At 51.3% G+C, this 26,200-nt stretch carries 19 protein-coding genes; 5 read left to right on the forward strand and 14 right to left on the reverse strand.

Annotated features, from left to right (window positions below; all coding sequences use genetic code 11):
• Positions 1 to 130: 130 nt before the first annotated feature.
• Entirely contained in the window at positions 131 to 721 is a 591-nt protein-coding gene (hisB, locus tag SE18_RS17185; protein WP_054535692.1) for an imidazoleglycerol-phosphate dehydratase HisB, read from the reverse strand.
• 189 nt (positions 722 to 910) lie between these two features.
• Between hisB and SE18_RS17190 the strand changes: the two genes are divergently transcribed.
• Together SE18_RS17190 and SE18_RS17195 are read left to right on the forward strand one after the other, a co-directional pair.
• A complete protein-coding gene (locus SE18_RS17190) occupies positions 911 to 1,381 on the forward strand; it encodes a hypothetical protein (protein ID WP_054535693.1) in 471 nt (156 codons plus the stop codon).
• Positions 1,382 to 1,423: 42 nt separating this feature from the next.
• On the forward strand, positions 1,424 to 2,536 hold the full coding sequence (locus tag SE18_RS17195) for a glycosyltransferase family 4 protein (protein WP_054535694.1): 1,113 nt from the start codon (positions 1,424 to 1,426) through the stop codon (positions 2,534 to 2,536).
• Positions 2,537 to 2,632: 96 nt separating this feature from the next.
• Here SE18_RS17195 and SE18_RS17200 read toward each other — a convergent pair whose 3' ends face one another.
• The 3 genes from SE18_RS17200 to SE18_RS17210 form a co-directional block, all read right to left on the reverse strand.
• Positions 2,633 to 3,883 (reverse strand): sensor histidine kinase, encoded by a 1,251-nt coding sequence (locus tag SE18_RS17200; RefSeq protein WP_054535695.1) that lies wholly within the window; start codon positions 3,881 to 3,883, stop codon positions 2,633 to 2,635.
• Positions 3,880 to 4,578: a response regulator gene (locus tag SE18_RS17205; protein ID WP_054535696.1), complete on the reverse strand. Its 699-nt coding sequence runs from the start codon at positions 4,576 to 4,578 to the stop codon at positions 3,880 to 3,882. The genes SE18_RS17200 and SE18_RS17205 overlap by 4 nt, the downstream gene beginning before the upstream one ends.
• A gap of 295 nt (positions 4,579 to 4,873) precedes the next feature.
• Positions 4,874 to 5,545: a DM13 domain-containing protein gene (locus tag SE18_RS17210; RefSeq protein ID WP_054535697.1), complete on the reverse strand. Its 672-nt coding sequence runs from the start codon at positions 5,543 to 5,545 to the stop codon at positions 4,874 to 4,876.
• 187 nt (positions 5,546 to 5,732) lie between these two features.
• Between SE18_RS17210 and SE18_RS17215 the strand changes: the two genes are divergently transcribed.
• Positions 5,733 to 7,097: an MFS transporter gene (locus SE18_RS17215; RefSeq protein WP_083469975.1), complete on the forward strand. Its 1,365-nt coding sequence runs from the start codon at positions 5,733 to 5,735 to the stop codon at positions 7,095 to 7,097.
• Between the two features lie 71 nt (positions 7,098 to 7,168).
• Positions 7,169 to 8,653, forward strand: coding sequence for a S10 family peptidase (locus SE18_RS17220; protein WP_054535698.1), 1,485 nt, complete (start codon positions 7,169 to 7,171; stop codon positions 8,651 to 8,653).
• Between the two features lie 56 nt (positions 8,654 to 8,709).
• Here the strand turns inward: SE18_RS17220 and hemG are convergent, their stop codons facing one another.
• From hemG to SE18_RS17270, 10 genes are all read right to left on the reverse strand, one after another.
• Positions 8,710 to 10,140 carry a protoporphyrinogen oxidase gene (gene hemG / locus SE18_RS17225; protein ID WP_054535699.1) on the reverse strand — a complete coding sequence of 477 codons (1,431 nt, stop codon included), beginning with the start codon at positions 10,138 to 10,140 and terminating at the stop codon, positions 8,710 to 8,712.
• A gap of 87 nt (positions 10,141 to 10,227) precedes the next feature.
• Positions 10,228 to 12,777 carry a hypothetical protein gene (locus SE18_RS27550; RefSeq protein WP_054535700.1) on the reverse strand — a complete coding sequence of 850 codons (2,550 nt, stop codon included), beginning with the start codon at positions 12,775 to 12,777 and terminating at the stop codon, positions 10,228 to 10,230.
• Positions 12,774 to 15,455, reverse strand: coding sequence for an ATP-binding protein (locus SE18_RS17235; protein ID WP_054535701.1), 2,682 nt, complete (start codon positions 15,453 to 15,455; stop codon positions 12,774 to 12,776). Before SE18_RS17235 ends, SE18_RS27550 begins: the two co-directional genes overlap by 4 nt.
• Before the next feature lie 6 nt (positions 15,456 to 15,461).
• Entirely contained in the window at positions 15,462 to 17,495 is a 2,034-nt protein-coding gene (locus SE18_RS17240; protein WP_054535702.1) for an ATP-binding protein, read from the reverse strand.
• A gap of 146 nt (positions 17,496 to 17,641) precedes the next feature.
• Entirely contained in the window at positions 17,642 to 18,286 is a 645-nt protein-coding gene (locus SE18_RS17245) for a hypothetical protein (RefSeq protein ID WP_054535703.1), read from the reverse strand.
• A gap of 80 nt (positions 18,287 to 18,366) precedes the next feature.
• Positions 18,367 to 19,161 carry an RDD family protein gene (locus tag SE18_RS17250; RefSeq protein WP_054535704.1) on the reverse strand — a complete coding sequence of 265 codons (795 nt, stop codon included), beginning with the start codon at positions 19,159 to 19,161 and terminating at the stop codon, positions 18,367 to 18,369.
• Between the two features lie 52 nt (positions 19,162 to 19,213).
• Positions 19,214 to 19,624 carry a phage holin family protein gene (locus SE18_RS17255; protein ID WP_054535705.1) on the reverse strand — a complete coding sequence of 137 codons (411 nt, stop codon included), beginning with the start codon at positions 19,622 to 19,624 and terminating at the stop codon, positions 19,214 to 19,216.
• Between the two features lie 95 nt (positions 19,625 to 19,719).
• Positions 19,720 to 22,680: a S8 family serine peptidase gene (locus SE18_RS17260; protein ID WP_054535706.1), complete on the reverse strand. Its 2,961-nt coding sequence runs from the start codon at positions 22,678 to 22,680 to the stop codon at positions 19,720 to 19,722.
• 123 nt (positions 22,681 to 22,803) lie between these two features.
• Positions 22,804 to 23,592, reverse strand: a complete 789-nt coding sequence (locus tag SE18_RS17265) for an anti-sigma factor domain-containing protein (protein WP_054535707.1) — start codon at positions 23,590 to 23,592, stop codon at positions 22,804 to 22,806.
• A complete protein-coding gene (locus SE18_RS17270; RefSeq protein WP_236706893.1) occupies positions 23,592 to 24,329 on the reverse strand; it encodes an RNA polymerase sigma factor in 738 nt (245 codons plus the stop codon). Before SE18_RS17270 ends, SE18_RS17265 begins: the two co-directional genes overlap by 1 nt.
• 199 nt (positions 24,330 to 24,528) lie before the next feature.
• On the opposite strand from SE18_RS17270, the gene SE18_RS17275 reads away from it, so the two are divergent.
• Complete coding sequence (locus SE18_RS17275; protein ID WP_054535708.1) at positions 24,529 to 26,130, forward strand: ATP-binding protein; 1,602 nt, start codon at positions 24,529 to 24,531, stop codon at positions 26,128 to 26,130.
• The last annotated feature ends 70 nt before the right edge of the window (positions 26,131 to 26,200 follow it).

Raw genomic sequence — 26,200 nt, forward strand, 5'->3', positions numbered from 1 at the left:
GGGCTTTAATCCCCCTGCACCCCCTCAAATGACAATTTAGGGTAAAACGGCATTCGTTGATCAACCTAACAATCTGTATTTGTAATCGTGGTTTATCCCACGGGCAACGGGGCTGAGGGCGAGAAAAGGCTTAAATCACGCCTTTGGTGCTGGGAATCGCATCGCCCAAGCGTGGATCATGTTTAGCGGCGCTATCGAGGGCGCGGGCCAAGGCTTTGAATAAAGCTTCTGCTTTGTGATGGTCGTTGCGGCCATATTCGAGCTTGGCGTGTAAGTTCATGCGGCCATGAATCGCAATGCTTTCAAAAACATGCTCAACTAAATCGCAGGTCAAGCCGCCGATGCTGGGGTTTGTCCAGCTGAAGTTGAGCACATGAAACGCTCGGCCACTGAGATCGAGCGCCACAAAGGCTAGCGCCTCATCCATGGGCACGTAGGCATGGGCGGTGCGGGTGATGCCTGCTTTATCGCCAAGCGCCTGATCAATCGCCATGCCCAAGCAAATCGCCACATCCTCGACTGAGTGATGGTCATCGATATGCAAATCGCCGTTGCACGTTACTTCTAAATCAAATTGGCCATGGCGGGCAAAACTTTCGAGCATATGGTTGTACATGCCAATCCCCGTATTAATGGCAACCTTGCCAGAGCCATCAAGATTAAGCATGAGCTTGATTTGGGTTTCGCGGGTGTTACGTTCGATGGTTGCAATCCGAGCCATGATCATCCTTTCGCTAAAGCTGCCCGATCGTACCTGTTTTGGAGCTTTTTGCCAAACTGCGTGATAACGATTTCACGGGTGTAGCTCATCGCCATCTCATCAAATTTTCATCATAATTTCAGATTGGGGCAGCATACTAGATTGGCCTGAATCATTTTTGGGCTGAAATTTTGTGAAACAGGTGCAACTATGAAGCTTAGCCTCAATCGTCGTTGGTTCCCGTTGTTGGGAGCTTTTGCTGCCTACATCGCGTGGGATCTCGTCGATCATCAAATTCTCACGCCTCGCTCGCCAGCTTGGCTGTGTTATATGATTGATTGGGGTGTGGCTGGGATGGCAGGTTGGTCGATATTTGTGCTACTTGAACGTCAATATCAGCGTGCAATTCCTATGGTCGATTCCACGACGATTAATTTGCCGCCAGCGGTATTCGCCCAATTGACTCAGGCTGCTCAAAGTTTGCAGAGCGAAATTCAAGAGCTACAACAAGCAATTGGCAATTCGATCAACGAAGAGGGGATTCAACAGCAGCGCAATTTGCGCCAAGCTTTGGTTGCCAGCTATCGGGCGCAGGCAATCCTTGAGGAAGTGAGCGGCATTGTTGATAAACCGCAGGTTACGCCGCCACCAGTTGAGCAATTGATTACCCAACGCTCGTAGGCTGTGGTAGCATAGCAGCCATGTTGAGCTACGAGGCTGCCAATGATTGCGATTGATGCGCGTTTGAATGCCTACCGCCATGGTGGCATCGCCCATTACACCCACAAATTATTAACCTATCTGCCACAAATTGCCCCTGAGCAACAATGGTTGCTGCTTGAGCATCGCAAAAGCCAAAAACCATTGGTTAGCGGCCCGAATATTCAGCGGGCGCTGCTCTTTACTCCACCGCATCATCGGCTCGAACAACTGCTTTTGCCTTTGGAAATTGGCCTGCGTCGCCCAAAGCTGTTGCACTCGCCCGATTTTATTCCGCCATTAAAACGTACCTTTCCTGCCGTCATTACTGTGCATGATGTGGCCTTTAAATTGTTTCCCGAGATTTTGGATGCCAATGCCAGCCGTTATTATGGCCAAATTGAGCGTGCACTGGCTTCGGCTAATGCAATTATTGCTGATTCGCAGAGCACCGCCAACGATCTTACCCGCTTGTTAGATGTTGATCCAGCCAGAATTGATGTGATTCAGCTTGCGACTGATATGCAGCCAATCTCAATCGCTGCTGCTGCCCAACGCCAAATTGGCGGCCAAACGTGGCAAGCTGATCAATTTATGGTGTTTGTTTCGACCTTGGAGCCACGCAAAAATATTCCAATGTTGTTGCGTGCCTTACGCATTGCGCTTGATCGCAAGCCGCAAGCTGGCTATCGCTTGGCCTTGGCTGGGCGGCGTGGTTGGCTTGATGCAGAAATCTGGCAAACCTTGGCTGAATTGCATTTGGAAGATGCAGTAACGTGGCTCGATAGCCCAAGCGATGAGGAAATTCGCTGGCTTTTGAGTGCTTGTCGTTTGTATCTCAACCCTTCGAAGTATGAAGGCTTTGGTTTGCCAGCCTTGGAGGCGTTGGCCTGTGGCGCGGCAGTGTTGGTCGCTGATGCCTCAAGTTTGCCCGAAGTGGTGGGCGAGGCTGGCCTCAAGTTGCCAGTCGATGATCCGCTGGCTTGGGCCGATGCAATTGAACGCCTTTGGTCTGATGCTGATCAGCGCCAAGCATTGCGCGAGCAAGCGCCCGCTCAGGCAGCCAAATTTTCGTGGCAACGCACCGCCGAGCAAACCTTAGCGGTCTATCGGCGTGTGCTTGAGCAAACGCGCTAGCTGCATCACAATAATGTTTCTAATCCAAAGCTGAGCTAGATTTTTGCAGAATTCCTGTAGCCTAGCCCCTGACACCTGATCCCTTGTCGCTTCAGCTTACGAGCTATGACCAAGTGGCGTTTGCAGAGTAAAGATAAAGCGTGCGCCATGTTGGGGTTGGCTTTCGACCCAAACATTGCCGCCATGAGCCTCGATGATTGCCCTCACGATTGCCAAGCCCAAGCCAGCCCCGCCATAATCGCGGGAACGTGATTTTTCGCCGCGATAGGTGCGCTCGAAAATATGCGGCAGATCGTCGGGCTGAATCCCTTCGCCAGTATCGCGCACTTCGACATGGACTGTTTGGTTGATTGTTTGGGCTTGAATGGCGATTGTGCCATCGCTGGGCGTGTGGCGTAGCGCATTGCTGATCAGGTTGTATAAGACTCGTTGCAATTTTGGCGCATTCATTAGCACCAAATCGGCAGCGGGATCAACTTTGCCGAGCAGTTGCACGCCGTGAGCAGCAGCATGCGGTTGCAAATTGCTCAGCGTATCGGAGATTAAATCGCCAAGCGAGGCGCGCTCCAATTCCAAGCGCAACACGCCAGCATCAAGCTGGGCCATCTCGAATAAATCATCGACCAAAGTGCTGAGGTTGGTTAATTGGGCATTAGCTGAATGAAGGTAGCGCTGTTGAGTTGCTGGCTCAGTTACCACGCCATCTGCTAAGGCCTCGATCATGGCGCGAACTGCGGTTAGCGGGGTGCGCAAATCGTGGGAGATGGCCGCAATCAAATCGCGGCGCGATTGCTCAAGCTCTTGTTGGCGCTGCGCACTTTGGGCTAGCTCATCGGCCATCTGGTTAAAATCGGCGGCCAGCAAACTCACTTCATCGCTGCCATGCTCAGGGATGCGCAAGGTTAAATCGCCTTTGGCTAAGGCGGTGGCTCCGGCCCGAACCTCGGCCAAGCGCGCCACTAACACATTGCCCACGGCGATGCTAAAGCCCAAGGCCAGCACCAACATAAAAATCAGCACCAGCAGCAACAAGGGCAAATCGTGATCGGTGCTGATGAACATGGCGCGGGCCACACCCTGCAACAAGGCCGCCACCAAAATGCCGCCTAAGCCAATTGCGGCAATAATTTGCGCCCGCAAACTGCGCAACAGCGAGAGCATCCGGCTTTGCAAGGCGATAATTGCCACCACGCCAGCCCCAAAGCCAAGCGAACCAAACAGCGTGATGATACCTTCGAGTTCGCTGATTGGCAGCATGAGGCCAAAGTGGCCAACCAAGCCAACCAACGTCAAGGCAATCGCCAAGGTCAGCAACAAAAGGCTGCATTGCTGCAAAAAGCGTCTCATTGCTCGCCTGCACTGAGTTTGTAGCCCACGCCCCAGACCGTTTGTAAATAGCGCGGGGCGGTTGGGTCGTCCTCGATTTTTTCGCGCAAACGTCGAATATGCACGGTGACCGTGCTGGTATCGGCGGAAAATGTATAGCCCCAGACGAGTTCCATCAGTTGGTCGCGGGTAAACACCCGTTCACGATGGCGGGCCAAGAAATAGAGCAAATCAAATTCGCGCGCGGTCAAGCTAATCGATTTGCTCGCCACTTGCACATCGCGGGTGCGTGGATCGACGCGCAATGCACCTAGCTCAATCGGACGTTCATCTGGTGGCGGAGCATCGGGCTGAGGCTGAACCCGCCGCAACACTGCTTCGACCCGCGCCACTAGTTCGCGTGGGCTAAATGGCTTGACGACATAATCATCAGCGCCCACGCCAAGGCCAATGATCCGATCATTTTCTTCGCTCTTGGCGGTGAGCATAATCACGGGAGTGCGTTGATCGCTCTGCAAGCGCCGACATACTTCCAAGCCAGTCACTTTGGGCAACATCAAATCAAGCACGACCAAATCTGGCGGTTGTTGACGGGCTAAGCGCAGGGCTTCCTCGCCATCGCTGGCCTCAATCACGCTATGGCCTTCGCGGCGCAAATAAAGGCCGACCACTTCGCGAATATTCGGTTCGTCATCAACCACCAAAATATTGGCCATATGTAATTCCTCAAATTGATCCACGAAGGGCACGAAGAACACGAAGGACGGAAACCGCGAAGAGCGCGAAGCATGTTTTTTTGCCACGAATTGCACGAATGGTTTTTTTGCCACAGATTGCCACAGATTCGGAGGATGAGGCTTTTAACTTCATCCCTCATCCTTCATCCTTCATAATTTCGTTCCTCTGCGCCTCTGAGTTAAAACTTACTCCTGTTCTCCCCGTTTTTGATTTTTGCCTTCTGCCTTTTGAATTTAACTTCATCCCTCATCCTTCATCCTTCATACTTTTATTTTACTGGATTGGTGCAACAGCCATCAAGACTTGATATTTTTCGCACCAGATCACGACATTGTTATAGAGCGCAGGGTCGAAATCATTGGGCAAATTATAATTTTGGTTGCCCTCGGAGCCTTTGAGTTTGCTTAATTCAAGGTAGCCTGCTTGCAAATCGCTTGGTTGATGAATGTCGGCGGCCTTGGCAACAAAAATATACATATCTGGGCCTGGCTCGACGTAGAAATCATTGAGCCGTAAGATGATGCTGCCATCTGGTTGTTTATAGAGCTTAGCCATGCCTCGGCTTTCATGGTCGATGCCACGAAATGCGCCAGAACTCAGCATCACTGGCTCGGCTGGCACGGCGCTTGGCTCAACCCGCGATTCAGCAGTTGGCATCATGGTTGGCTCGATCATATCATCGGTCATCGGCATCGGATCAGATGGCTGCATCATATCGTCGGTCATCGACTCGTCGGTCATCGACATTGGCTCGGTTGGTTGCATCATATCGTCGGTCATCGACATTGGCTCAGTTGGCTGCATCATCGAATCGACAGTTGGTTGGGTTGTGGCCATTGGTGCGCTGCTGGTGGTTGGGAACGGCTCATCGATGGTCGTTGGCGCAGTGCCACACGCAGCTAAGCCACCAAGCAGGAGCAACATTGCAAAAGAGCGTAATTTCATCGCTAACCTCCATAAAACTTCTATGCTTTAGTTATAGCGGCTAGCACTTAACCACTGCTTGCGCAAAGCTTACAAAACCCTAAACAAACTATCATTAGACCTAAAGTAGGATATGCATTTATTAGCATAGCAATATACTACGTTTAGCAAGTATTCCAATCTTGAATAACATCACAAAGGAGCCGTCATGGCTGAATCAATGCGCAAGCAACCAAGCGGGATGCTAGCATTTAGCATTATGTGGTTTGGGCAGGTCGTTTCATTGCTTGGCAGCGCCATGAGCAGCTTTGCCCTGACGTTTTGGGCTTGGCAAATTACCGAAAAAGCCACTGCTTTGGCATTGGTAGGCTTTTTCTCGTTTGCGCCGAGTATTCTGGTTAGCCCGTTTGCTGGCGCTTTGGTTGATCGCTGGAATCGTAAAGTTGTGTTGATTCTGAGCGATTTAGCGACTGGCGTATCGACGATTGCGATTCTGCTGCTCTACCATAACGATGCGCTGCAAATTTGGCATTTGTATGTGGCCGGAGCGTTTGCTAGCGTCTTCCAATCGTTTCAATGGCCTGCTTATTCGGCTGCGGTTTCAACAATGCTGCCCAAGCAACACTATGCGCGTGCTAGTGGCATGATGTCGATGGCCGAATCGGCAGCAAGCATTGTCGCGCCGGCCTTAGCTGGCTTTTTGCTCAGCGTCATTGGCATTGGCGGAGTGTTAATTATTGATATTGTGACCTTTAGCTTTGCAGTGCTTGTTGTGCTGTTTGTGCATATTCCGCAGCCCACCCAAAGCGAGGCGGGCGCAGAAGGCAAAGGCAGTTTATGGCGCGAGGCTGGCTTTGGCTTTCGCTACATTTTGGCCCGACCAAGCCTGCTGGGCTTGCAACTGACCTTTTTTATGATTAATTTTGTTGGCTCGTTTCAAGCCACTATGACCAATCCCATGATTTTGGCGCGAACCGATAGCAACTCGGCAATTATGGGCACTGTTCAATCGGCGATGGGGATTGGCGGGGTGCTTGGCGGTTTGATGCTGAGTTTTTGGGGCGGCCCCAAGCGCAAAGTCCATGGCGTGCTTGGTGGCATGGCGTTGACCAGCTTTTTTGGCGGCGTTCTCATGGGCTTGGGCCAAAATGTAGTCGTCTGGTCGATTGCAGCTTTTGGCTTGCTCTTTATATTGCCAGTGCTCAATGGCTCGAATCAAGCAATTTGGCAAGCGAAAGTGCCGCCCGATATTCAAGGCCGCGTGTTTGCAGTGCGCCGCATGATTGCCCAAATTTCGGGGCCAGTTGCCATTTTGATCGTTGGGCCGTTGGCCGACAAAGTGTTTGAGCCGCGCATGGCGGTTGGCGGCGCTTGGGTTGAGATGTTTGGTAGTTGGGTTGGCAGTGGCAAAGGTTCAGGCATTGCTTTGATTATGGTTTTGAGTGGCATTCTTGGGATTGCCGTTGCCGTGATTGCGTATGGGGTGCGCGTCGTGCGCCATGCAGAAGATCTGATTCCCGATCATCAGGATAGCCCAATCAGCAGCCCTGAACTACAAGCAGAACCCGCCTAAAATTGACAATCGATGAGACAAAGCTTGTTACAATCAATTTGAAATGCTTCTAGTATGAGGATTTGCACGCTATGGCAGATGCAGGTAGCAGCGAAAAACGCAGCGATTCGGAAAGCCCCAAGCCACCGCAAGAAGTTGTGAGCGTGACCCACGGGCGGGTCAAAATCAATGGCACTGATATTCCCTACACCGCCACTGCTGGCACAATCGTACTCTACGAGGACGATCCAGAGTTTAAGCAAGCGCCCAAGGCCAAAGCTACAGTCTTTTATGTGGCCTACACCCGCAGCGATATTGATGATCAGACGACCCGCCCAATTACCTTTTCGTTCAACGGTGGGCCTGGCTCGGCCTCGGTGTGGATGCACCTTGGCTTATTGGGGCCAAAACGGGTTTTGATGGCCGATGAAACTGGCAATTTGCCAGCGCCGCCATTCCGCTTGGTCGAAAACGAATATTCACTACTTGACCAAAGCGATTTAGTTTTTATCGATCCAATTAGCACTGGCTATAGTCGGGCGGCAACTGGCGAAAATCCCAACCAATTTCATCAATTTACCAAAGATATTGAATCGATCAGCGATTTTATTCGGCTCTACACCACCCGCGCCAAGCGTTGGCTCTCGCCCAAATATATCATCGGCGAAAGCTATGGCACGACCCGCGGTTCGGCCATTACTAACTATTTGCAAAATCGCTATGGCATGTATCTCAACGGAATTATGCTGATCTCGTCGATTCTCGATTTTCAAACTGTCGAGATGGACCCGGGCAACGACCTTGCCTACATCGTGATTTTGCCAACCTATGCCGCCACCGCGTGGTATCACTCCAAACTTGATGCCAAATTGCAACTGAGTTTGGCCGATACCTTAGCCGAAGTCGAGGCGTTTGCAACTGGCGAGTATGCTACGGCTTTGTTGCAAGGCGATGGTTTGGCTGAAGGCAAACGCCGCTCAGTTATCCGCAAATTGGCGCGCTATACTGGTTTGAGCGAACGCTTTATCGATCAAAGCAATCTACGAATCGATCTGATGCGCTTTACCAAGGAATTGCTGCGCGATCAGCAGCGCACAGTAGGCCGCTTGGATAGCCGCTTTGTGGGCATCGACCGCGATCCAACCCGCGAAGCGTTTGAGTATGATCCCAGTTATGCGGTAATTCATGGGCCATACAGCGCCACCTTCAACGATTATGTGCGCCGCGAATTAAAATTCGAAAGCGATGATGCCTACGAAATTCTGACCTCGAAAGTGCGGCCTTGGAAGTACGATAAGCACGAAAATCAATATGTGAGCGTCACCGAAGCCTTGCGCTCGGCCATCGCGCAAAATCCCTATCTTAAAGTGTTTGTGGCCAGCGGCTTTTTCGATTTTGCCACGCCCTATTTTGCCACTTTGCACACCTTCAATCACCTTGGGCTTGAGCAAACCTTGCGCAACAACATTGTGATCAAACATTACGAAGCAGGGCATATGATGTATACTCATTTGCCTTCGCTGGCAGAGCTGAAACGCGACCTCGAAGCGTTTATCAGCCAAACCAAAAACGTCTAGTTACATACCAATTAAATACCAAGCCCACGGTGATTTCGTTTCACCGTGGGCTTTATTTAGGCGTTGGTTTGCGCGAATAAATCCACAATTGCTTCGGCGGTGGTTTGCGCTTGGCGCACACAATCGGGAATTCCCACGCCACGAAAGCCGCTGCCACAGAGCAACAAGCCCTCTGGGCACAAGGCTTCTAGCTGATCCATGCGTTGGAAGTGACCAACATCATATTGGGGATTAGCTTCATTCCAACGGGCTACGCCGCTCCAAACTGGCTCGGCATCGAGGCCAAAAATTGCTTTAAGCTGATCGCGCACCAATTCAGTTAAGCGCTGATCATCTAAGCGCAAAACTTCAGGATGTTTCGAGCCGCCGACAAAAGCTCGTAGCAGCATATAATCGGCGGGAGCACGCCCAGCAAATTTGCGCGAGTTGATCGTTACGGCGTTGATCAGGCGATGCTCACTGCGCGGAATCACCAAGCCATAGCTATCGAAGGCCATGGTGCTTTCGCTGCGCCGAAAAGCCAATGAAACCGTACCAGTGCTAACATAGCGAATCGCCTGCAAGCGCTCGGCCAGTGTTTCGGCCCAAGGCTGCACCAACTTGGCAGCGGCATAACTTGGCACTGCCAACACCACCACATCGGCATCAACGCGGGTACCATCATCGAGGGTTAATTGATAGGCTGGGGCGTTGGTTGGGTCGTAGCGCAATGCTTGCACCCCGCAATTGGTGCGTAGCTCGACCGTTAATTGGTCAACTAAGGTTGTGATCAGTTGCTCGATCCCGCCGCGCAAGCTGATAAATGGGCTTAATTGCTGGCCTTTGGGCTTGCCTGCTTTAACCTTAGCTGCCCGAATCCCACGAATTACGCTGCCATGGCTGCGTTCGGCCTCGATAAAACGGGGAAAGGTTGCTTCGAGGCTTTGGCGATCTGATTCTGCATTGTGAATGCCCGACATCAACGGCTCGCCCAATTTATCGAGCGCTTCGGCTCCAAAGCGGCGGCGCACAAAATCGGCCAACGATTCATCGGCGTTACTTTGGCGGGCAGGCAACACCAAATCGAGCAACATACGCAATTTGCCCGGCCACGAAAGAATTGGCGTGCGGAGCAGCGGCCAAAACTCAGTTGGTACAACCAAATTAATGCCATCGGGCAATGGCTCGGGCTTGCCCCGGTGCAGCACAAACACCTTATGCCGAGCTGGCTCAGTCGAAATCAACTGATCGTCCAAGCTCAATTCGCGGGCCAATTGCAAGCCCCAAGGTTTTTGGCTAATAAACGCATCTGGCCCAGCTTCGACCAGCAATTCGCCAGCAGCATCGGGCAAGGCGACATGCTTGGTAAGCAATTTGCCGCCAAGCCGTTGATCGCGCTCAAAAAGCTGTATCTTGGCCAGACCTTGTTTTTGTAAATACCATGCTGTACTAAGGCCAGCGATGCCACCGCCAATAATGGCAATTCGTGGCTGATCAGCAACATCCATTGCAAACCTCATCGTAGTGGAAACTACCGCTAGTGTGCAGTGCTTGCGGGTTTCTGTCAATCAGTTGTTGAATGGATCTGGTGAAGATTAGGCAACGTTAAGCGGTAGGATTCTTCGCCCACGCAAGCTGCTGATTAGGACGCAAAGCCCACCCGCCATCAGCCAGAGCAATTGGCCGCCAGAGCTTGGTGGCAATGAGGAGCTTTTGCCAATTACTGGCAGCGCAGGCTCCAAGGTCGCGCTAGGCTCAGCAGTTGGTTGCTCGGTTGGCACTGCGGTTGCAGTTGGTTCTGCGGTAGCGGTAGCGGTTGAGGTCGAAGTTGCTGTAGCGGCAAGCGCTGGCTCGTTTTGCAACGGATTGGTGACGCGAAAACGGCTATCAGCACTCACCGTATTGGCATTGCTTGCGCCAAATTGGGTGCGGAATGAACATGAGCCGACCGAACTGCCCGTAACCACAACTGACAATGAACGATTAGAGCCACCGTTCAAATCGCTTGAATCGCTAGAACCTGGCTGAGCACTAATACACGAGCCAGCATTGAAATTGAAATTCAAGCCAGTTGCCCGTGAGCCACTTGCGTTATTGCCAAACACAACCGTAACATTTTCTTGTGCGCCAGCAGCCAAGGTGATGTTGCCTGATGGATTGACCTCGCCATTGATGATGTGAAACACAAACAAATCAGGCGTTGGCGTTGGGGTTGCGGTTAACGTCGGCGTTTCACTTGGCGTTGGAGTTTCACTTGGTGTTGGTGTTTCGCTCGGCGTTGGTGTCTCGCTTGGCGTTGGCGTTTCGCTTGGCGTTGGTGTGTCACTGGGCATTGGTGTATCAGTTGGCAATGGCGTTTCGGTTGGAGTTGGGACATCAGTTGGCGTATTGGTTGGGATCGGCGTATTGGTCACCGTTGGCGTGTTGCTCGGCGTTGGCGTGTTGGTAATGGTTGGCGTAAAGGTTGGCGTGCGGGTATTGGTCGCCGTTGGCGTGTTGCTCGGTGTAGGCGTGTTGGTTGGTGTAAAGGTTGGCGTGCGGGTATTGGTCGCCGTTGGCGTATTGCTCGGCGTTGGTGTATAGGTCAAGGTTGGAATCGTCGTTGGCGTGCGGGTATTGGTCGCCGTTGGCGTGTTGCTTGGCGTGAGCGTGTTGCTTGGCGTTGGCGTATTGGTTGCTGTTGCCGTGTTGGTTGGTGTCGCAGTTCTGGTTGGCGTTGCGGTTGGTGTGCGCGTTGGCGTACTGGTTGGTTGCGGCGTTGCCGTCGCACAGCCATCACACACAATTGTCCAATTTAAGCTTGCCTGAACTGGCGTTTGATTATCAGCGCTTAGAATGGCCGTAATCGAACAATTACCAACATTATTCGCCGAAATAACTGGCGAAAGCGTAAAGCCTTGATGTGCGCCAAGTGTGATTGGTGCACCACTGTTGCTGATGCTTGAGTCAATACAGGTTCCGCTTACGCTGATATTGACCTGTGCATTAGCTGCTGGAGCATTGCCGGCATTGCCAAAGACCACAAAGACCTGCTTGGTATCGTTGTTTTCCAGTGATGGATTAACTGGATTGACGACTCCATCGACCCGCCAAGCAATGTATAGCTCTGGCGCAGGCGTTGCGGTTGGTGTAGCTGTATCGGTTGGCGTCGCCGTATTGGTTGCAGTTGGCAGCTCGGTTGGCGTATTGGTCGCTGTCGCGGTGGCCGTCGCCGTATTGGTTGCGGTTGGTAGCTCAGTTGGTGTATTGCTTGGCACAAACGGCGTGTTGGTTGCGGTAGCAATGATTGGCGTGTTGGTTGCAGTAGCAGGCACAGGCGTAATAACCGGCACGTCAGTTGGCGTGTTAGTTGGCGTCGCAGGCACAGGCGTGATAACCGGCACGTCAGTTGGCGTGTTGGTTAACGTGGCTGGCACAGGCGTGCTCGTTGGAATCCGCGTGTTGGTTGGCGTGGCAGTTGGCAATGCGGTTGCAGTTGAGCTTGGCAGTGCTGTATTGACCACAGTTGAGCTTGCAGGAACAACCGTCGTTGCCACAACACTTGTGCGCGTTGGCGTGTTGCTTGGCGCTGGCTCGAAGGTTGGTCTGGTTGGATTAATTGTTGGGTTCGCAGTTGGTGTGCGCGTATTCGCGGTTGAGCTTGGGTTTACCCGTGGCGTAGAGCTTGGCTCGGCAGTTAATTCCACGCTTGGCTCAGTTGTAGCCACAGTTGCACTGCCAATCGGAATCCCTTCGGCCTTGGTTGGCGTGGGTGTATTGGTGCTAGTCGCTGTTTTGGCTGCATCAGTTGCTGGCGTTGGTTTGCCAGTTGGCGTTGCAGTTGGCATCAAATCAACAATCCCAATTGGCACAGGCGTTTCAGCAGCAACCAAATTTGGGTTGGCTGGCTGATCGCTAATTTTGCTGCGAATTGCTTCTTGGCCAATTGGAAATGGCGCTGTGCCATTCCACGCTTCATAATTGGCAAACGGTGGCAGCAAGACCTCAGGCCCAGAAGCATTAACTGGGGTTGTCCAGCGCACAACCATTAACGATGAGCAGCCCATGACCAACAACACCGCTAAAATCACAATCGAACCGATCGTTAATAACAATCGGTCGCGTGGTTCTTGGGTATTTGGTTGTGGTAAGGCGCTATTGCTCATGAATTTGCTACCGTTGCCTTCATTAAATCGTAGTTGCTTGGCTCAAGTTGCAGCATTGGAAACTGCATAATAAAGCTTGAACCAACGCCTTGGGTGCTATCGACCCAAATTTTACCACTATTGCGCTCAACTAATTGTTTGGTAATCGCTAAACCAAGCCCAATCCCGCGTTCTTTCGAGGTCAGGCCACTTTGCTCGCCGCCCCGTTGAAAGCGCTCGAACAAGCGCTCAAAATCTTGGCTGGCAATCCCTGGGCCAGTATCGATTACTGCAATTTGAATGCGCTGATCGACAGTTTTGGCTTGCACCGTCACTGTGCCAGTTTGGGTATAGCGGCGGGCATTCTCCAAAAGCTGGGTTAACATTATTTTGAAGTGGTCGCGGTCTACTACAATGTACGGCATGTTCTCTGGAAGATCAATGATCAATTTGAGTTGTTTTTGCTCAAAGCCTTTCTGGAAGGCTTGGGCGATTGGTGGTAACAGCTCGCTTACCAGATGGTGCTCAATTTGTGGTTCCATGTTGCCTGCTTCGATGCTGGCAATCACAATCACATTTTGTAGCACTTCGACCATGCTTTGGCCTTGTTGGCGAATTGTGGTCATAAATTGGGTTTGTTCGTCGGTCAATGGGCCAACGAAGCCGCGCAACAGCAAATCGGCATAGCCGCAAATTGAGGTCAATGGTGTGCGGAGTTCGTGCGAAATTGTGGCAATAAAGTCAGTTTTGGCCCGATCCATTGCCCGTTCTTCGGTCACATCGTGGAGTACCAACACTTCGCCCGATTGCAAGCCTTCGCGTTCAACTGGTGCTGCATTGACGGTCAAAATACGCTGATCGCTGGTTTCGTAAAAGGTTGTAGCCGTGGGCGTGGCAAACAGTTCAGCGCCGCCAGATAATGGCGTGAGGCTGAATTCAGCAAAGCTCTTGCCCAGCAAATCGGCTTCGCTTGCGCCAAGCATCGCCGTGGCCGTGTGGTTGACCAAAATTACTTTGCCATCAGGATCAAGCACAATCACGCCATCGGCGATACTTTGCAAAATTGCCTGCTTGCGGCTGGCTTCATCTTGCACTGTGGTGTAGAGCACAGCATTTTGCATGGCCGTCGCGGTCATGCTTGCAATTGCGCTTAGTGGTTCGCGAATGCTGCTAGCTGCTGGCATGGCGTGATCGTTCTTTACCAACAACGCCCCAATAACTTGTTGCTGGGTGCGCAATGGCAAAACCAACTGTACATTCGGCGCAAGCGGGCGCAAGGCACTATCCAAGGCCGGATTTTCGGTAATCGTTACCATTGGAGCAAGCGTTTCAAGGCTGGTTGCCGGGAATGGCCGCGCAATTTCGCGTACAGTCTCGGTGGTGACATAATGCCAAACGCCTTGCTCAACCACCAAAGCATCAATTTCTGCCTCGGGAATCAAGCGCTGCACAGCGGCAGTCGTTTGAGTTAAAACGCCGTCGAGAGTTAATTCGGTGCCTAGTTGGCGACTGGTGCGATACAAATCGAGCAAGCGATCGGTCATATCATTTAACACCGTCGCGAGCGTGCCAAGTTCATTTTCCTCGGAAACAAAACTGCGGCCTTCTAAATCGCCGCTTTTGATCCGCAAGGCGGTACTGACCAACTCGCCAAGCGGCACGGTGATGCTCCGGGTTACGCGCACGCTGATCCAAATAATTGAGATCAGCGAAAGGATACCAAAGAGGAAAATCAGCACCCGCGCTTGTTGCCATGCCCGATCGATGTTGCTCCGCGGTAGGCCAACCGCAAAATAGCCATTCAGCGCCCGCCGAATCCGCATCGGGCTATACATCACTTGATAGCTGGTGTCGCCGCGTTGAATCGTGGTAAACAACGTGCCACGAGTTTCTGGGTCGGGGTTGGCTTGGCTGGCCTTAATTTGCTCAATCTGCTTGGGGCTGATGACCAATTCAGCTGCTTCTTGCGGCGGATTACTGGTCAAAACGCTGCCATCGCTATTGAGAATTGCGGTGATCGTTGCGCCGTTGCGGGGTGGTAATTCCTCGTTGACGATCCGCTCTAGCGGCTCTGCATAGATAATTGCCCCAACCACTTGCTCGCTGCTGCCGACCGTTAATTTGACCGGAGCAACCACAAAAAACATGGTGTATGGCGGATCAGCGCCGATGCGCAAGAGGCTGGCATATTTATCGCCATAATCATCAACTTGGCCACGCAGCACCGCCTGAATCAAGCTATCTTTGGCCAGTTCGGTGCTCCCAACCAGCGATGGGCTGCGGCTGAGCACGGTTGAACTGGCGGCATCGACCAAGACTTGACCATCAGCATTCAAGGCAATTAAGCGTGAGGGCTTGAAATAATTAAAGGCATTGTTGACGATCTTTTCGACCTGATCAACATCGTTTTTGCTAAATGCCTCGGCAGTGCTCAGCAAATCTTCTTTTTCGTTGGCAGGCGAGGTAACAAGCAGGCGCAAGTTATCGAGAATTTGAGCTTCGATTGTTTCCAAGCCAACGCCAGTATTGGTGGCGCTGGTGCGCAGCGATTGATTAAGTTGGTTCTGCAAGCTTTGGGCATACAGCCAAAAAATAATCACAATCAAGAGACCCGACAAAAATGCTAGCAAGAGCAAATATGGCAGGGTGATTTTATACCGAATGCGACTTTTAAGCCGTCGCCGCAGGTTGACAAACATACAAGGTTATTTCACTGCTGGCTCATATGGAATGGTAAATGAGAATGTACTGCCTTGACCTTCAGTGCTTTCGACCCAAATTCGCCCACCATGGGCTTCTGAGGCAAGTTTGGCAAAGGCTAAGCCTAAGCCGGTGCCTTTGCGCTGGCCGGCAACCTGCACAAATTTATCGAAAATCTTGGCACGGTAGCTTTCAGGAATCCCTGGCCCCGCATCAATCACACTCCAACAGATCGTCTGCTGGTTATTATCGGCTAATTGGCGTACGCGGATTGTAACACTTCCATCAACTGGCGTAAATTTAATCGCGTTGTCGAGCAAGTTTTGCAACACCCGCACAATTTTATCTTGGTCTGCATCGATAATAGGCAAGTTTAATGCCATATCAAGGTTAATGCTGATGTTCAGGCTGCGAGCAGAGTTAATCAAACGTTCAGAAGCGCGATCAACAATTTCGTAGGCTGAGCATGGCGCCCGATTAAGCACCAACTCGCCTGCTTCCATCTTGCTAATATCTAGCAAGGTGTTGATCATGCCGACCATTTCTTGGCTGCTATTGTTGGCAATATCGAGCAATTCACGTTGTTGGTCGTTGATCGGGCCAGCAAAACCACGCCGCACCATGGTCATGCCATTGATGATCGCGGTCAGTGGCGCACGTAAATCGTGCACCAACATACCCATATAATCTTCGCGAATTTGGGCTAGTTGATATTCCTCGCTAATATCGTGAAACACAATCAGCGTGCCAATCACATTGCCAAAATTATTGCGCACAGGCAGCGGCTCTTGTCGCACATAGCGGGTGCGAGGCCGTAGCACTTCAATTTCATAGGCTTCGCTATTCGGCAATTCGTTGACCACCCGCGATTGCTCTTTGATACGGGCCAGAATATCGCTGCCAGCTTCGCCGATAATATGCCGCCACTCCCAGCCAAACAATTCGCCCAGCATCGGGTTGGCAGTCAGCACCACATCATCAGGATCGATCATCAAAATGCCGTCGGTGGTGGAGTTGAGTAGCGCTTGCAGGCGGTTGCGGTTTTGCGAAACTTCGTGAAATAGATTAGCGTTATCGATTGCCACGCCCACCGTGTTGGCCATCGCTTGTAGCCGTTGGGTATCTTCGGCATTAAACACGCCTTCCAACTTATTCAGCAATTGAATCACGCCGATTTCACGATTTTTTACCAGCATGGGCACGCACAACGCTGAGCGCGTTACAAAGCCCACATCTTCGCTAACCCGCCGATAGAAGCGCGGATCGTTTTGGGCATCGAGCACAACGACTGGTTGGCGAGTGGTAATTGCCGCGCCAACTAAGCCTTGGCCTGGCGGAACCCGCACCCCAGCCAATTTTTCCTCGCCAGCTTCGAGCGTCATCACAAAAACCAACTCGTTGGTTGCAGGATCGAGCAGGAGCAACGAGCCAGCTTCAACCTGAAAATATTCGTTGATCTTCTTGACCACCAAGCGATAGACTTGGCGTGGATCAAGCGATGAAGTGATGGTGGCGGCAATATCGTTGAGCGTATTAATTTCTTGATTACGTTTGGCGGTATAGTCTTTGAGTTGCAAGGCCGAAATTGCCAACGCCACGTGGTGGGCCACCAGCTGAGCGGCCTCGATTGCAGCACTTGACCAACGAGCTTTTTTTGGCAACAGCAAAGCCAAAAAGCCAATGAGTTGCTGGCTGGTGCGTAATGGCAAGGCCAACAATTGGGCTTGAGCGCTCTCATCGTCGCTTGGCAGGGTTGGCGTGTTGTGCTCAAGTGTTTGGGCAATCGCCTGATCAAGCAATTTTTGGCTTGCTTTGCTTGGGTTGCCATACAGATATGGCGCAGGCAAAGCGCTATGATGTTCGTTATCGAGCAGCCCTAGCTTAACTACTTCGACCCCAAAACCAGTAGCACACCATTCGGCCACTGTCGCGAGCAAAGTCCCTAGATTTGCTGCGTTGTTGATTGCCTCGGCAATCGCCAACAACTGAAAACCGCCAATTGGACGTGCGTGATGTTGGGTAGTTGCAACGTCAGCCATAGGTGTTGTGCTCAAATCGTAGATTTCAGGCTTCTCTGAGGAAAATTATACTGTAGAGCATGCCCCAAACGCAAGGAGATTTACTAGCAAAATAAACCCCACGCCAGTGTTACGACCAGCGTGGAGCCATGCGACTTAGGCCACAATTACCACAAAATCAAGGGTAAATTGTTTTCAATACTATGTTGGGCAGCAGCACGCAGTTCGTGCAATGCTTGGTGCGCTGCTTGGCCTTCAGCACTGCGCAAGTTGTGCACTTGGGCTTCGAGTTCGGCCAATTCGCGGGCCAAGGCTACTGATGAACCGAATGAGACAACGTCTTCGCTGCCTTCTTCGCCCCATTCTTCTTCGTCGCTTTCTTCGCCTTCGTAGCTCAACCAAATTGGCTCAGCAAAATCGACTGGCAAATAGTAGCCACCTTCACCTTGATGGTTGATCAAGTGTGGGTATTTGGTTTGGCTTTCGCCTTCCCAAATATTGGCCAACACTGGGTCAACTTCATCATCTTCAAGGGTAGCTGGCAAGTTTTCCAAGTCGCTGCCTTTTTCTGAGTGAGCAGCTAAGCGGCGCAAATTGTAGAGATCGGCAAATGTCGCAATGCCGCCGTTGTACACTTCTGCTCCTGGCATTGAAAGCAGGTCAACCTCAACGCCTTCTTCGCGCAACAGGTCTTGAACATCTTCAACCCAAGCTTTTTCTTCTTCAAACATTGCTCGATCATCTTCTGGGCTGACGGTGATCATCGAGCCTACTACTAAATCTAGCTCATGAGTTGGCGTACCATCGGACATGAGAGAAACTCCTTGTTATGTGCAAACACGCCCCTAAGGCGAACTTAGGAGCGTGTCCATTATACCATGCTCGTTGTTAGTTATGCCTGAACAACAATCGTATCGGCAACTTTATCGTGCAAGGCTTGCTTTTGGGTGTCCCACAATGGCCAGAGATAGTCCAACAAGCGGACAATCAGGCCCACTAAGCCAAACAACCCAAGCAAACCAAAGGTTGCTACAGCTGCAGATGAACCGTTTTGAATACCGTCGATTTGGTTAAAGCTGACAATCGTAAGCAGCAAGCCAATAACCCCTAGCCCAATTTCGATCGCCATCCGCTTGGCTGCCGTAACAAAATCCATTGGTTGGTTGTTCCGTCGAATCACGCGAATTCGCAAAAGTTTTTTGCCAACGGTTTGGCCTGTCGTGCCATGCATATAAATGTAATAGCCATAGTTAATCACAAAGCTCAGTAAGCTTAATAGGATAACCATCGCAATACTATTGCCTGTAATCACCCCTGTGCGGTTAATACTAAAGCTTGCACCAAAGCCAGCTCCAGCAAGAATATTGAGCACAATCCCAGGAATTAACAAAACTAGATAGTCAATAACATAGGCCCCAAGCCGATAGAGCCAACTTGCATACATACCAACAGTGCTTGGCACTGCGTAGCCGCCTTGGGCGTAGGGTTGTTGGCCATAGGGTTGCTGACCATAGGGCTGCTGTGGTTGTTGGCCATAGGGCTGTTGACCATAGGGTTGTTGCGGTTGTTGGCCATAGGGTTGCTGTGGTTGTTGACCGTATGGTTGTTGCGGTTGCTGACCATAGGGTTGCTGTGGTTGTTGACCGTAAGGATTGTTAGGATCTTGTGGTTGGTATGGATTACTCATCAGGGCGTTCCTTTCAACACAATCAACGAATGCCTACTTCAACCCATCTTCTCTAGCGGCGACGGCGTTCGCGTTTCTCATCGCCATCACCAACAACAGCGGTCAATACAATACTGATCAACGAAATAACAATTGAGCCAATTAAGGCAGTTGCAAAATCTTCAACGTAAAACTGCAAGCCTAAATCTTGGGCGATCCGCGAGGTCAAAAGCAGCATTCCTGCATTGATCACAAAGATAAATAAGCCAAGCGTCAAAAGTACGAGCGGACATGATAAAAGTTTCAGAATCGGGCGTACTAAAGCATTAATCAAGCCAAAAATTAAACTAACCGCCAATAATGTCTTAATATCAATACTAAGCGGTTGATTGATTGAACTAACGCCGCCACTAATCCCTGGCACAACATAAACAGTGATGCCAATTGCCACTGCATTAATTAACCAACGAACGATTAAACTCATCCCAACAACCTTCCTATGCCAAACCAAATCTAGCAGGCTTGATTATCGCACGCTGGCTTGGCCAAATGCAACCCTTGATTTCCCCCAACTTGATGCTATTGCTCAGCCAACGGACTACTAATTACAATCGTATTGGCGTAGGTTTGATAGGGTGCCATTTGCAAGCCTACATTTGCTGAAACAGCAATTTGTGGTTGGCGGGGATCATTTGTATTGAGCTGCACCAGCCCAAATGCTGGATGTTGCAACCAAGCCATGGCCCCAAAACCTTTGAGCTGAACTTGCATAATTGCCTGTTGATTGGGCGCAATCGTCAAACTGCTTGGCTCCACACCAAGCCATTGCAAACTACTTGCTTGATTACGTAAGTGCCAATTTTGGGTCGTCAGATATTCATGGCTTTGATGACAACCGATGGCCTGCCCTAAGCTCGTCGTGCTATGGGTGCCAATGCCCCAACGACTTGGTACTGAATCCATTGCAGCATATCGATACTCTACCAAACCACTACGCTTAATAATGACTTGAAAGCTATAGGTTGGAGCAGGCGTCACAATATTCTCATCTTGCCACAGAGGTATGGCTTCAAAGCTAGCTACAAAGGTTTCAGGGTCGAGGTTTCCTGCCCGAATAATCCCACCCTTCGAAGGATCTAGATCAGTCCAGAAGGCGGCAAAGGTGGCATTCGGGAGATTATTGGCCGGAAAACAGTTGGAACTTGGGGCTGAGAAGCCAGTTGGATTCAACGAAAGCCAACCATTGGAGCTAAGGTAGACCTTGCTGGCTAATCTCCCAAATAAAGGCGCATGAAAACCCAAATCCAAGGCATCAGTATAAACTTGGTCGTCCTTGAGTTTTAGCTCAGCCAAGCCAGTTGTCGGATATAACGCAACGCTTGGCGCTGGCGTAATCTGCCAATCTTGATTGGGTATCTGGGGCTTAATCGTCAAGGGTTGCGTGCCAAGGTTGCTAAGCGTAAGCGGAATCGTGCGTTGCTCGGCAAAGTTAAGGGTTGCGCTAATGACTGGAATTTCAGCTTGCAGATGGGGAATATCAGGGGTCATTGTCACAAGCTTGGTGGTTTGCAGCGCCAGATCAACGCTGGCGCTGTTTGGATGGTAGCCATTGGCTTGGGCGTTTAGCTGATGGCTATCAATTGTTAGCGTCATCGTGTACCGCCCTGTTTGATCGGTGTAAACTGAAGGGCCATTGCCAACGCTGACCCGCCCATAGACCCCGCGCCCATGCCAAAAATCGACCAGTTGGCCAGTAAATTGGCTGGTGTTGGGCGCTGCTTGTACCACTAGCTCTAGCTCAACGGTCGATGTGCTTGCACCTGCGACAATTAGCACATTGGCCCGATAGATGCCTGCAGCGCTCACTTGGCGGCTATCCAAGGTAATTGGAATGGTTATTTGGGCGTTGGCAGGAACCACCAATTGCTCTGGAAGATTGAGCCATGCCACATCGACCCGTGCAGCGCTGACTGCGGCATAAGCATCGACGCTACCCCAACCATAGACGTTATTCGGGCGGGCAGTGGCCGAATCGCCACACTGGGCTGAATAGCGGGGTACGGTGGTATCAGTTAATAAGGCTTGGGTTGCAGCTAAATTGCCAATGTATTGTGGGTTGGCCGACCAAATTAGGGCGGCAATGCCACTCACATGCGGCGCAGCCATCGACGTTCCATTCATCAGCATGGTTGAGCCATCGGGCCAAGCAGAAGGCACACGCACACCGGGGCCGCTCAAATCGGGATTGGTGCGGCCATCGCTGGTTGGGCCGCGTGATGAAAAATCGGCGATTAGGTTATTGCTATCGACAGCGCCAACGCTGAAAACATTGGGGTTATTGCCTGGAGCGGCGCTGGTGCGACAGCCATCACTGCCCAAATTGCCAGCAGCAAAGATACTCATAATTCCTGCTGCATCCCAAGCGCTGATGTAGCCACTATACCAAGTGCTCTCACCAGCACCGCCCCACGAATTGTTAATGATATGGGGCCGCAAATCTGGGCGCGGATCGCAGGCAATCTGCTGATTGCGTTCGCACCCAACTCTGGTTGGAGCTAGCATCCATTGGGCGCTACGCATCAACGCTGCTTCGTTGCAGGTCCACACATCACATGCTCTGGCGGCAATCCAGCGGGCAGCGGGCGCAACTCCCAACGCCATGCCTTGGCGATCATTCGTCCCAGTCATACTGCCCATCGTATGCGTGCCATGGCCAGCGGGATCGGTCGGTAAACGATATTGATAGGTCGGATCAAACCAGTTGTAATCGTTGCTCAAGCCATTGGGCGACCAGCCGCGATAATTTTTGAGCAAGGCAGTATGGCTGACGGTTACGCCGGTATCAATATTGGCAACCACAATCCCTTGGCCGCGCACGCCCCAATCGCCCCACACCTGGGGGGCATTGACTGCTGTCAAACCCCAGGCAAAACTTTCTGGAGCAGTCGCTGGGGTTGTCGTCAAATGGGGATTATTCCAGATCTGATTGGCTGCGATGCTGGCAACCGCAGGCTGCTGAGCCAAATCCAAGGCCAATTGCTGATCGCCTTCGATAATCAGGCTATTGACAATCCACAGTGACTGAGCGGTTACGCCTTGGGCGCGCAGCTTGTCGAGCAAGGGTGCTTGGGTCTGTTGGGCATGTTCAGTTAATGTTTTGTAGACATAATCGCCACGTTCAGCCCAATTCGTGATTGTACTAGCTTGGCTGAGATCTGCTTGATCGGCCAAAAATACGAGCATTGTTTGGGGCTGATTGGCTGATTTACGCCAGTTGCTCAGCAACGTGGGGTCGATTTTTTGCTCGAAGCTAGGCACGCTCACCCGTAACGCCGGGTTGGGCTGGCGTTGGGTTTGGCTGGCTGGCCAGGCCTCATAGAGCTTAATTGTGCGTTGCGGCTGACCGCGATTATCAAAATTAAGCCCGCTGTTGGTTACGCTGGCAATCGGCACAATAAACTGAACGGGTTGGGTTGTTTGGGCACTGACCGAGGGGAAAAGACTAAACATGAGTAGGCCAATTGATAAAACTCGCCACATAGCACCACCTCACAGTTACAGCATACCCATGATTAAACCATGAATTAAGCGATGCAGCTAGTTTCCAATAGGCCTATTTTTAGATTGCCAGCCAGCCCTAAATTGAGCGTGGCTTGGTCAATTTTAGAGGTTGCCTGCTAAAACGGTGGTTCCTGGAACGGTTTGTGCTCCACCAGCGACTTCGATTGTGACCATTACTTGTTGAAAATCGTTAACCTGGCTATCGGCAGTGATTACCAATTGGGCATGGCCATTTGTGCTAACCGAAAATTGATCACTGGGAATTGGCTCTTGCCCAGCTCGGGCTAACCAAAACTGGTATACCTGGCCTTCGGGCAACGGTTGAAGCCCATCGACGACCAAGACGGCAGTTTGATTGCCTGGTTGCATATACATCGTGCCAACCGCTGTCGGCGATTGATCGGTGCCAGCCAACTGGCGCGAGGTGGTAGTTTGGGCAGCCACAAATGAAACCGCTTGTTCTGCTTTGGCAATGCGTTCATCTGCTTGCACACGCCGAATCCGCGCGTCGGCAACTTCGCGTTCAAGCCCGGCAATATCGGAGCGTAATTGATTATTTTCGCCGCGCAGGCCAATGTTCCAGCCGCCGAGAGCCACCAAGAGTGCCAAGGTGAGCGCCCAAGCAAGCGAAAGTCGCCTAGCTGCTGGACGGGTAACTGGGCTGGTTTGCTTGCTAGCCCGAGCACGGGCCAACAATTGTTGTTTAACCAGTGGGGTTGGTTGCACTTTCGGCGCAGCCAAAGCCAACTGATGAACAGTCCGTTGCAACTGCTGAATTTTTGTGCGCAGCAGTGGATTATTCGCGATTTGAATTTCGACCGATTGTTGCTCGTCGGCACTAAGAATGCCAAGCGCATAACCAATCAAGAGTTCTTCTAATTGTGTATCCATTATTCGTTCCACTGATGTGTACCCAAAAGATCGCGCAGTTTCAATAGGCCAAGCCGGACACGAGTTTTAATCGTGCCTAAAGGATTGCCTAATTTATCGGCAATTTCGCGCTGGGTCAGCCCACTGAAATAGGCCAACTCCAAGGCTTCGCGTTGTTCGGCGGAAAGCGCCTGCATGGCTGAGCGCACAACTGAGCGTTGTTCGCCAAGCCAAACGACTTCTTCAATATCAGCATCGTCGGCAATCGACTCAAGCAATGGTCGTTCTGGATCGTCGTAGGCAGCTTGAGGCCGCGCGGCTCGTCGCCGCAGTTCGTCAATGCTCAGGTTGCGGGCAATGCCAAAGAGCCACGGGGCACAGTTGCCACGGCTGTTATCAAAGGTACTTGCTCGTTGCCAAACCCGCCAAAACGCCTCTTGGGTAATTTCCTCGGCAATCTCGCGTTGGCGCACGATTTTTAGGGCAATCCCCATTACGGTAGCAGCGTAGCGGTCGTAGAGCTGGGATAATGCTTGCTCATCGCCTTGGGCAATCCGTCGAATCAGCACGTTATCGCCCAATGGATCACCTGGCATTGGGCGTTGATTATCGTTAATAGGCACTACGTCCGATGAGTCCGAACGGATGGTTGAAGCTGCCCACCATACCCCAAAACGCTTGAGCGTTTGAGCAAACCATGGTGGCTTGGAGCTGGCTTTAACTGTGCCTAAACGAATGGTTGGTCGTGCAAATACCATCAGTACCTCAATTTGAGTGATGAGTACACACAGCATTAAACACGAAAATCTGGAATTGGTACTCAGCAACATTTGGTTTCATTGCGAATCATTGTATCATACTCATTAATCAGTCCATAAGGCGATTTTCGGCTCCCCTTGTGGCTTGAAACTCGGTGTTATAATTTTTAGCCGAAGCCGCATAGCTGTGGAGTATCCTATGGCCGCGAATGAACCTGGTCTGGTGCCAAGCCCCGAAGATTCATATCAGCGTTTGCGAACCGAGTATGAACGGTTGCAGTTGCTCTATAGCCTCGCTCAACAGTTTGCGACGATGTTAAGTTTGCCGAATGTCTTGCAACATGTGCTTTCGGCCACCACCCGTTTTACCAACGCGGTTCGGGGCAGCATCTTTCTCTATGGCGAGCACGACGAAGTGCAAATGCATTTGCTCTCCGAGCGTTTTCAGCAAGCACGCTTAACCCCTTTTACCAACCGAATTCTGCGCGAAGGCTTGGCAAGTTGGGTGCTGAAACACCGCCAAAGTGCCTTAATTGCCGATACTAACCTCGACGAACGTTGGATCGATTATCCTAGCGATACCTTGGATGTGCGTTCGGTCTTGTGTGTGCCGCTATTACGTGGGCGCCGGGTGCGCGGAGTTTTGACCTTGGTGCATCCTGACATCGATTTTTTTACCATGGATGATGAGGCACTACTGAATGTGATTGCCCAGCATGCAGCCATGGCGATTGAAAATGCCCAACTGATTGCTGATATTAATGATGAGCGGCGCAAATTTGAGGGAGCCTTCACCGCCATGGAAGAAGGCTTGATTTTGGTCGATGGCGATGGCCGTATCCACTTTGTTAATCCCCAAGCTTTGGCTTTTTTCGCGGTTACGCCGCCAGTGCCTGAACATCTCAAAGAGCTTTCACAACCAGTTTTGGCCTTATTCAAAGAAGCCCAACAAACTGGCGATAGTGTGCGGGCCGAGATTGTACTTGAGCAAAATCCGACCACCGATCTGGCCATTCACATTGCCTATATTCCGATTTTCAGCGAGCAAGAAGATTGGTGGACGATTGTGCTCCACGATATTACGCGGCTGAAGGAATACGATCGGCTTAAAACGCAGTTTGTGGCTAATGCTTCGCATGAATTGCGCACGCCGTTAGCCAACATTAAGCTCTATGCGCGCTTAGCCCAGCAAGTTAAGGCTAAAACCAAACTGCCCCAATATCTCGAAACTATAGCAAGCGAAGCTGGGCGCTTGGAGGCCATCGTTGAAGACTTGCTGACCTTGACCCGCTTGGATAGTGGCTTGATGCATAGTAACCCTGAGTGGGTTGATATTATTGAGTTGTTGCGCAATTTGGCCCAAACCTATCGGCCATTGGCCGAAGCGCGCGAACAACGCTTGATTTTTCAAGAATGCACCAGCAATTTGCCTGCGCTATGGCTCGCGCCTGATCAATTTATGCGCGTGGTCGTCAACTTGCTGAGCAATGCGCTCAAGTTTACGCCCGATGGTGGCACTGTCACCCTCTCAGTTGATCGTCAGATTCACGCTGGGCGCGAGGGCACAATTATTACGGTCGCTGATACGGGGCCGGGCATCGCAGCCGAACATCAACAACGCTTATTTGAACGTTTTTATCGCGGTAGCAACCCAACCGAAAGTGGGAGCGGCTTAGGTTTAGCCATTGTTCGCGAGTTACTGGCCTTGATGGGTGGCACAATTTCGGTCGCCAGCACCGTTGGTCAAGGCTCGCAATTCACCTGTTGGTTGCCCTTGGAACAACATAGCCATACCGCATGATTACTCACTTAATCGTAATTCTGTTCGTAAACTCTCACCCCTACAGTGGATATGCATTGTCTGTTTTTTA

The sequence above is a fragment of the Herpetosiphon geysericola genome (genome assembly GCF_001306135.1).
In the GTDB taxonomy this organism is placed as follows: domain Bacteria; phylum Chloroflexota; class Chloroflexia; order Chloroflexales; family Herpetosiphonaceae; genus Herpetosiphon; species Herpetosiphon geysericola.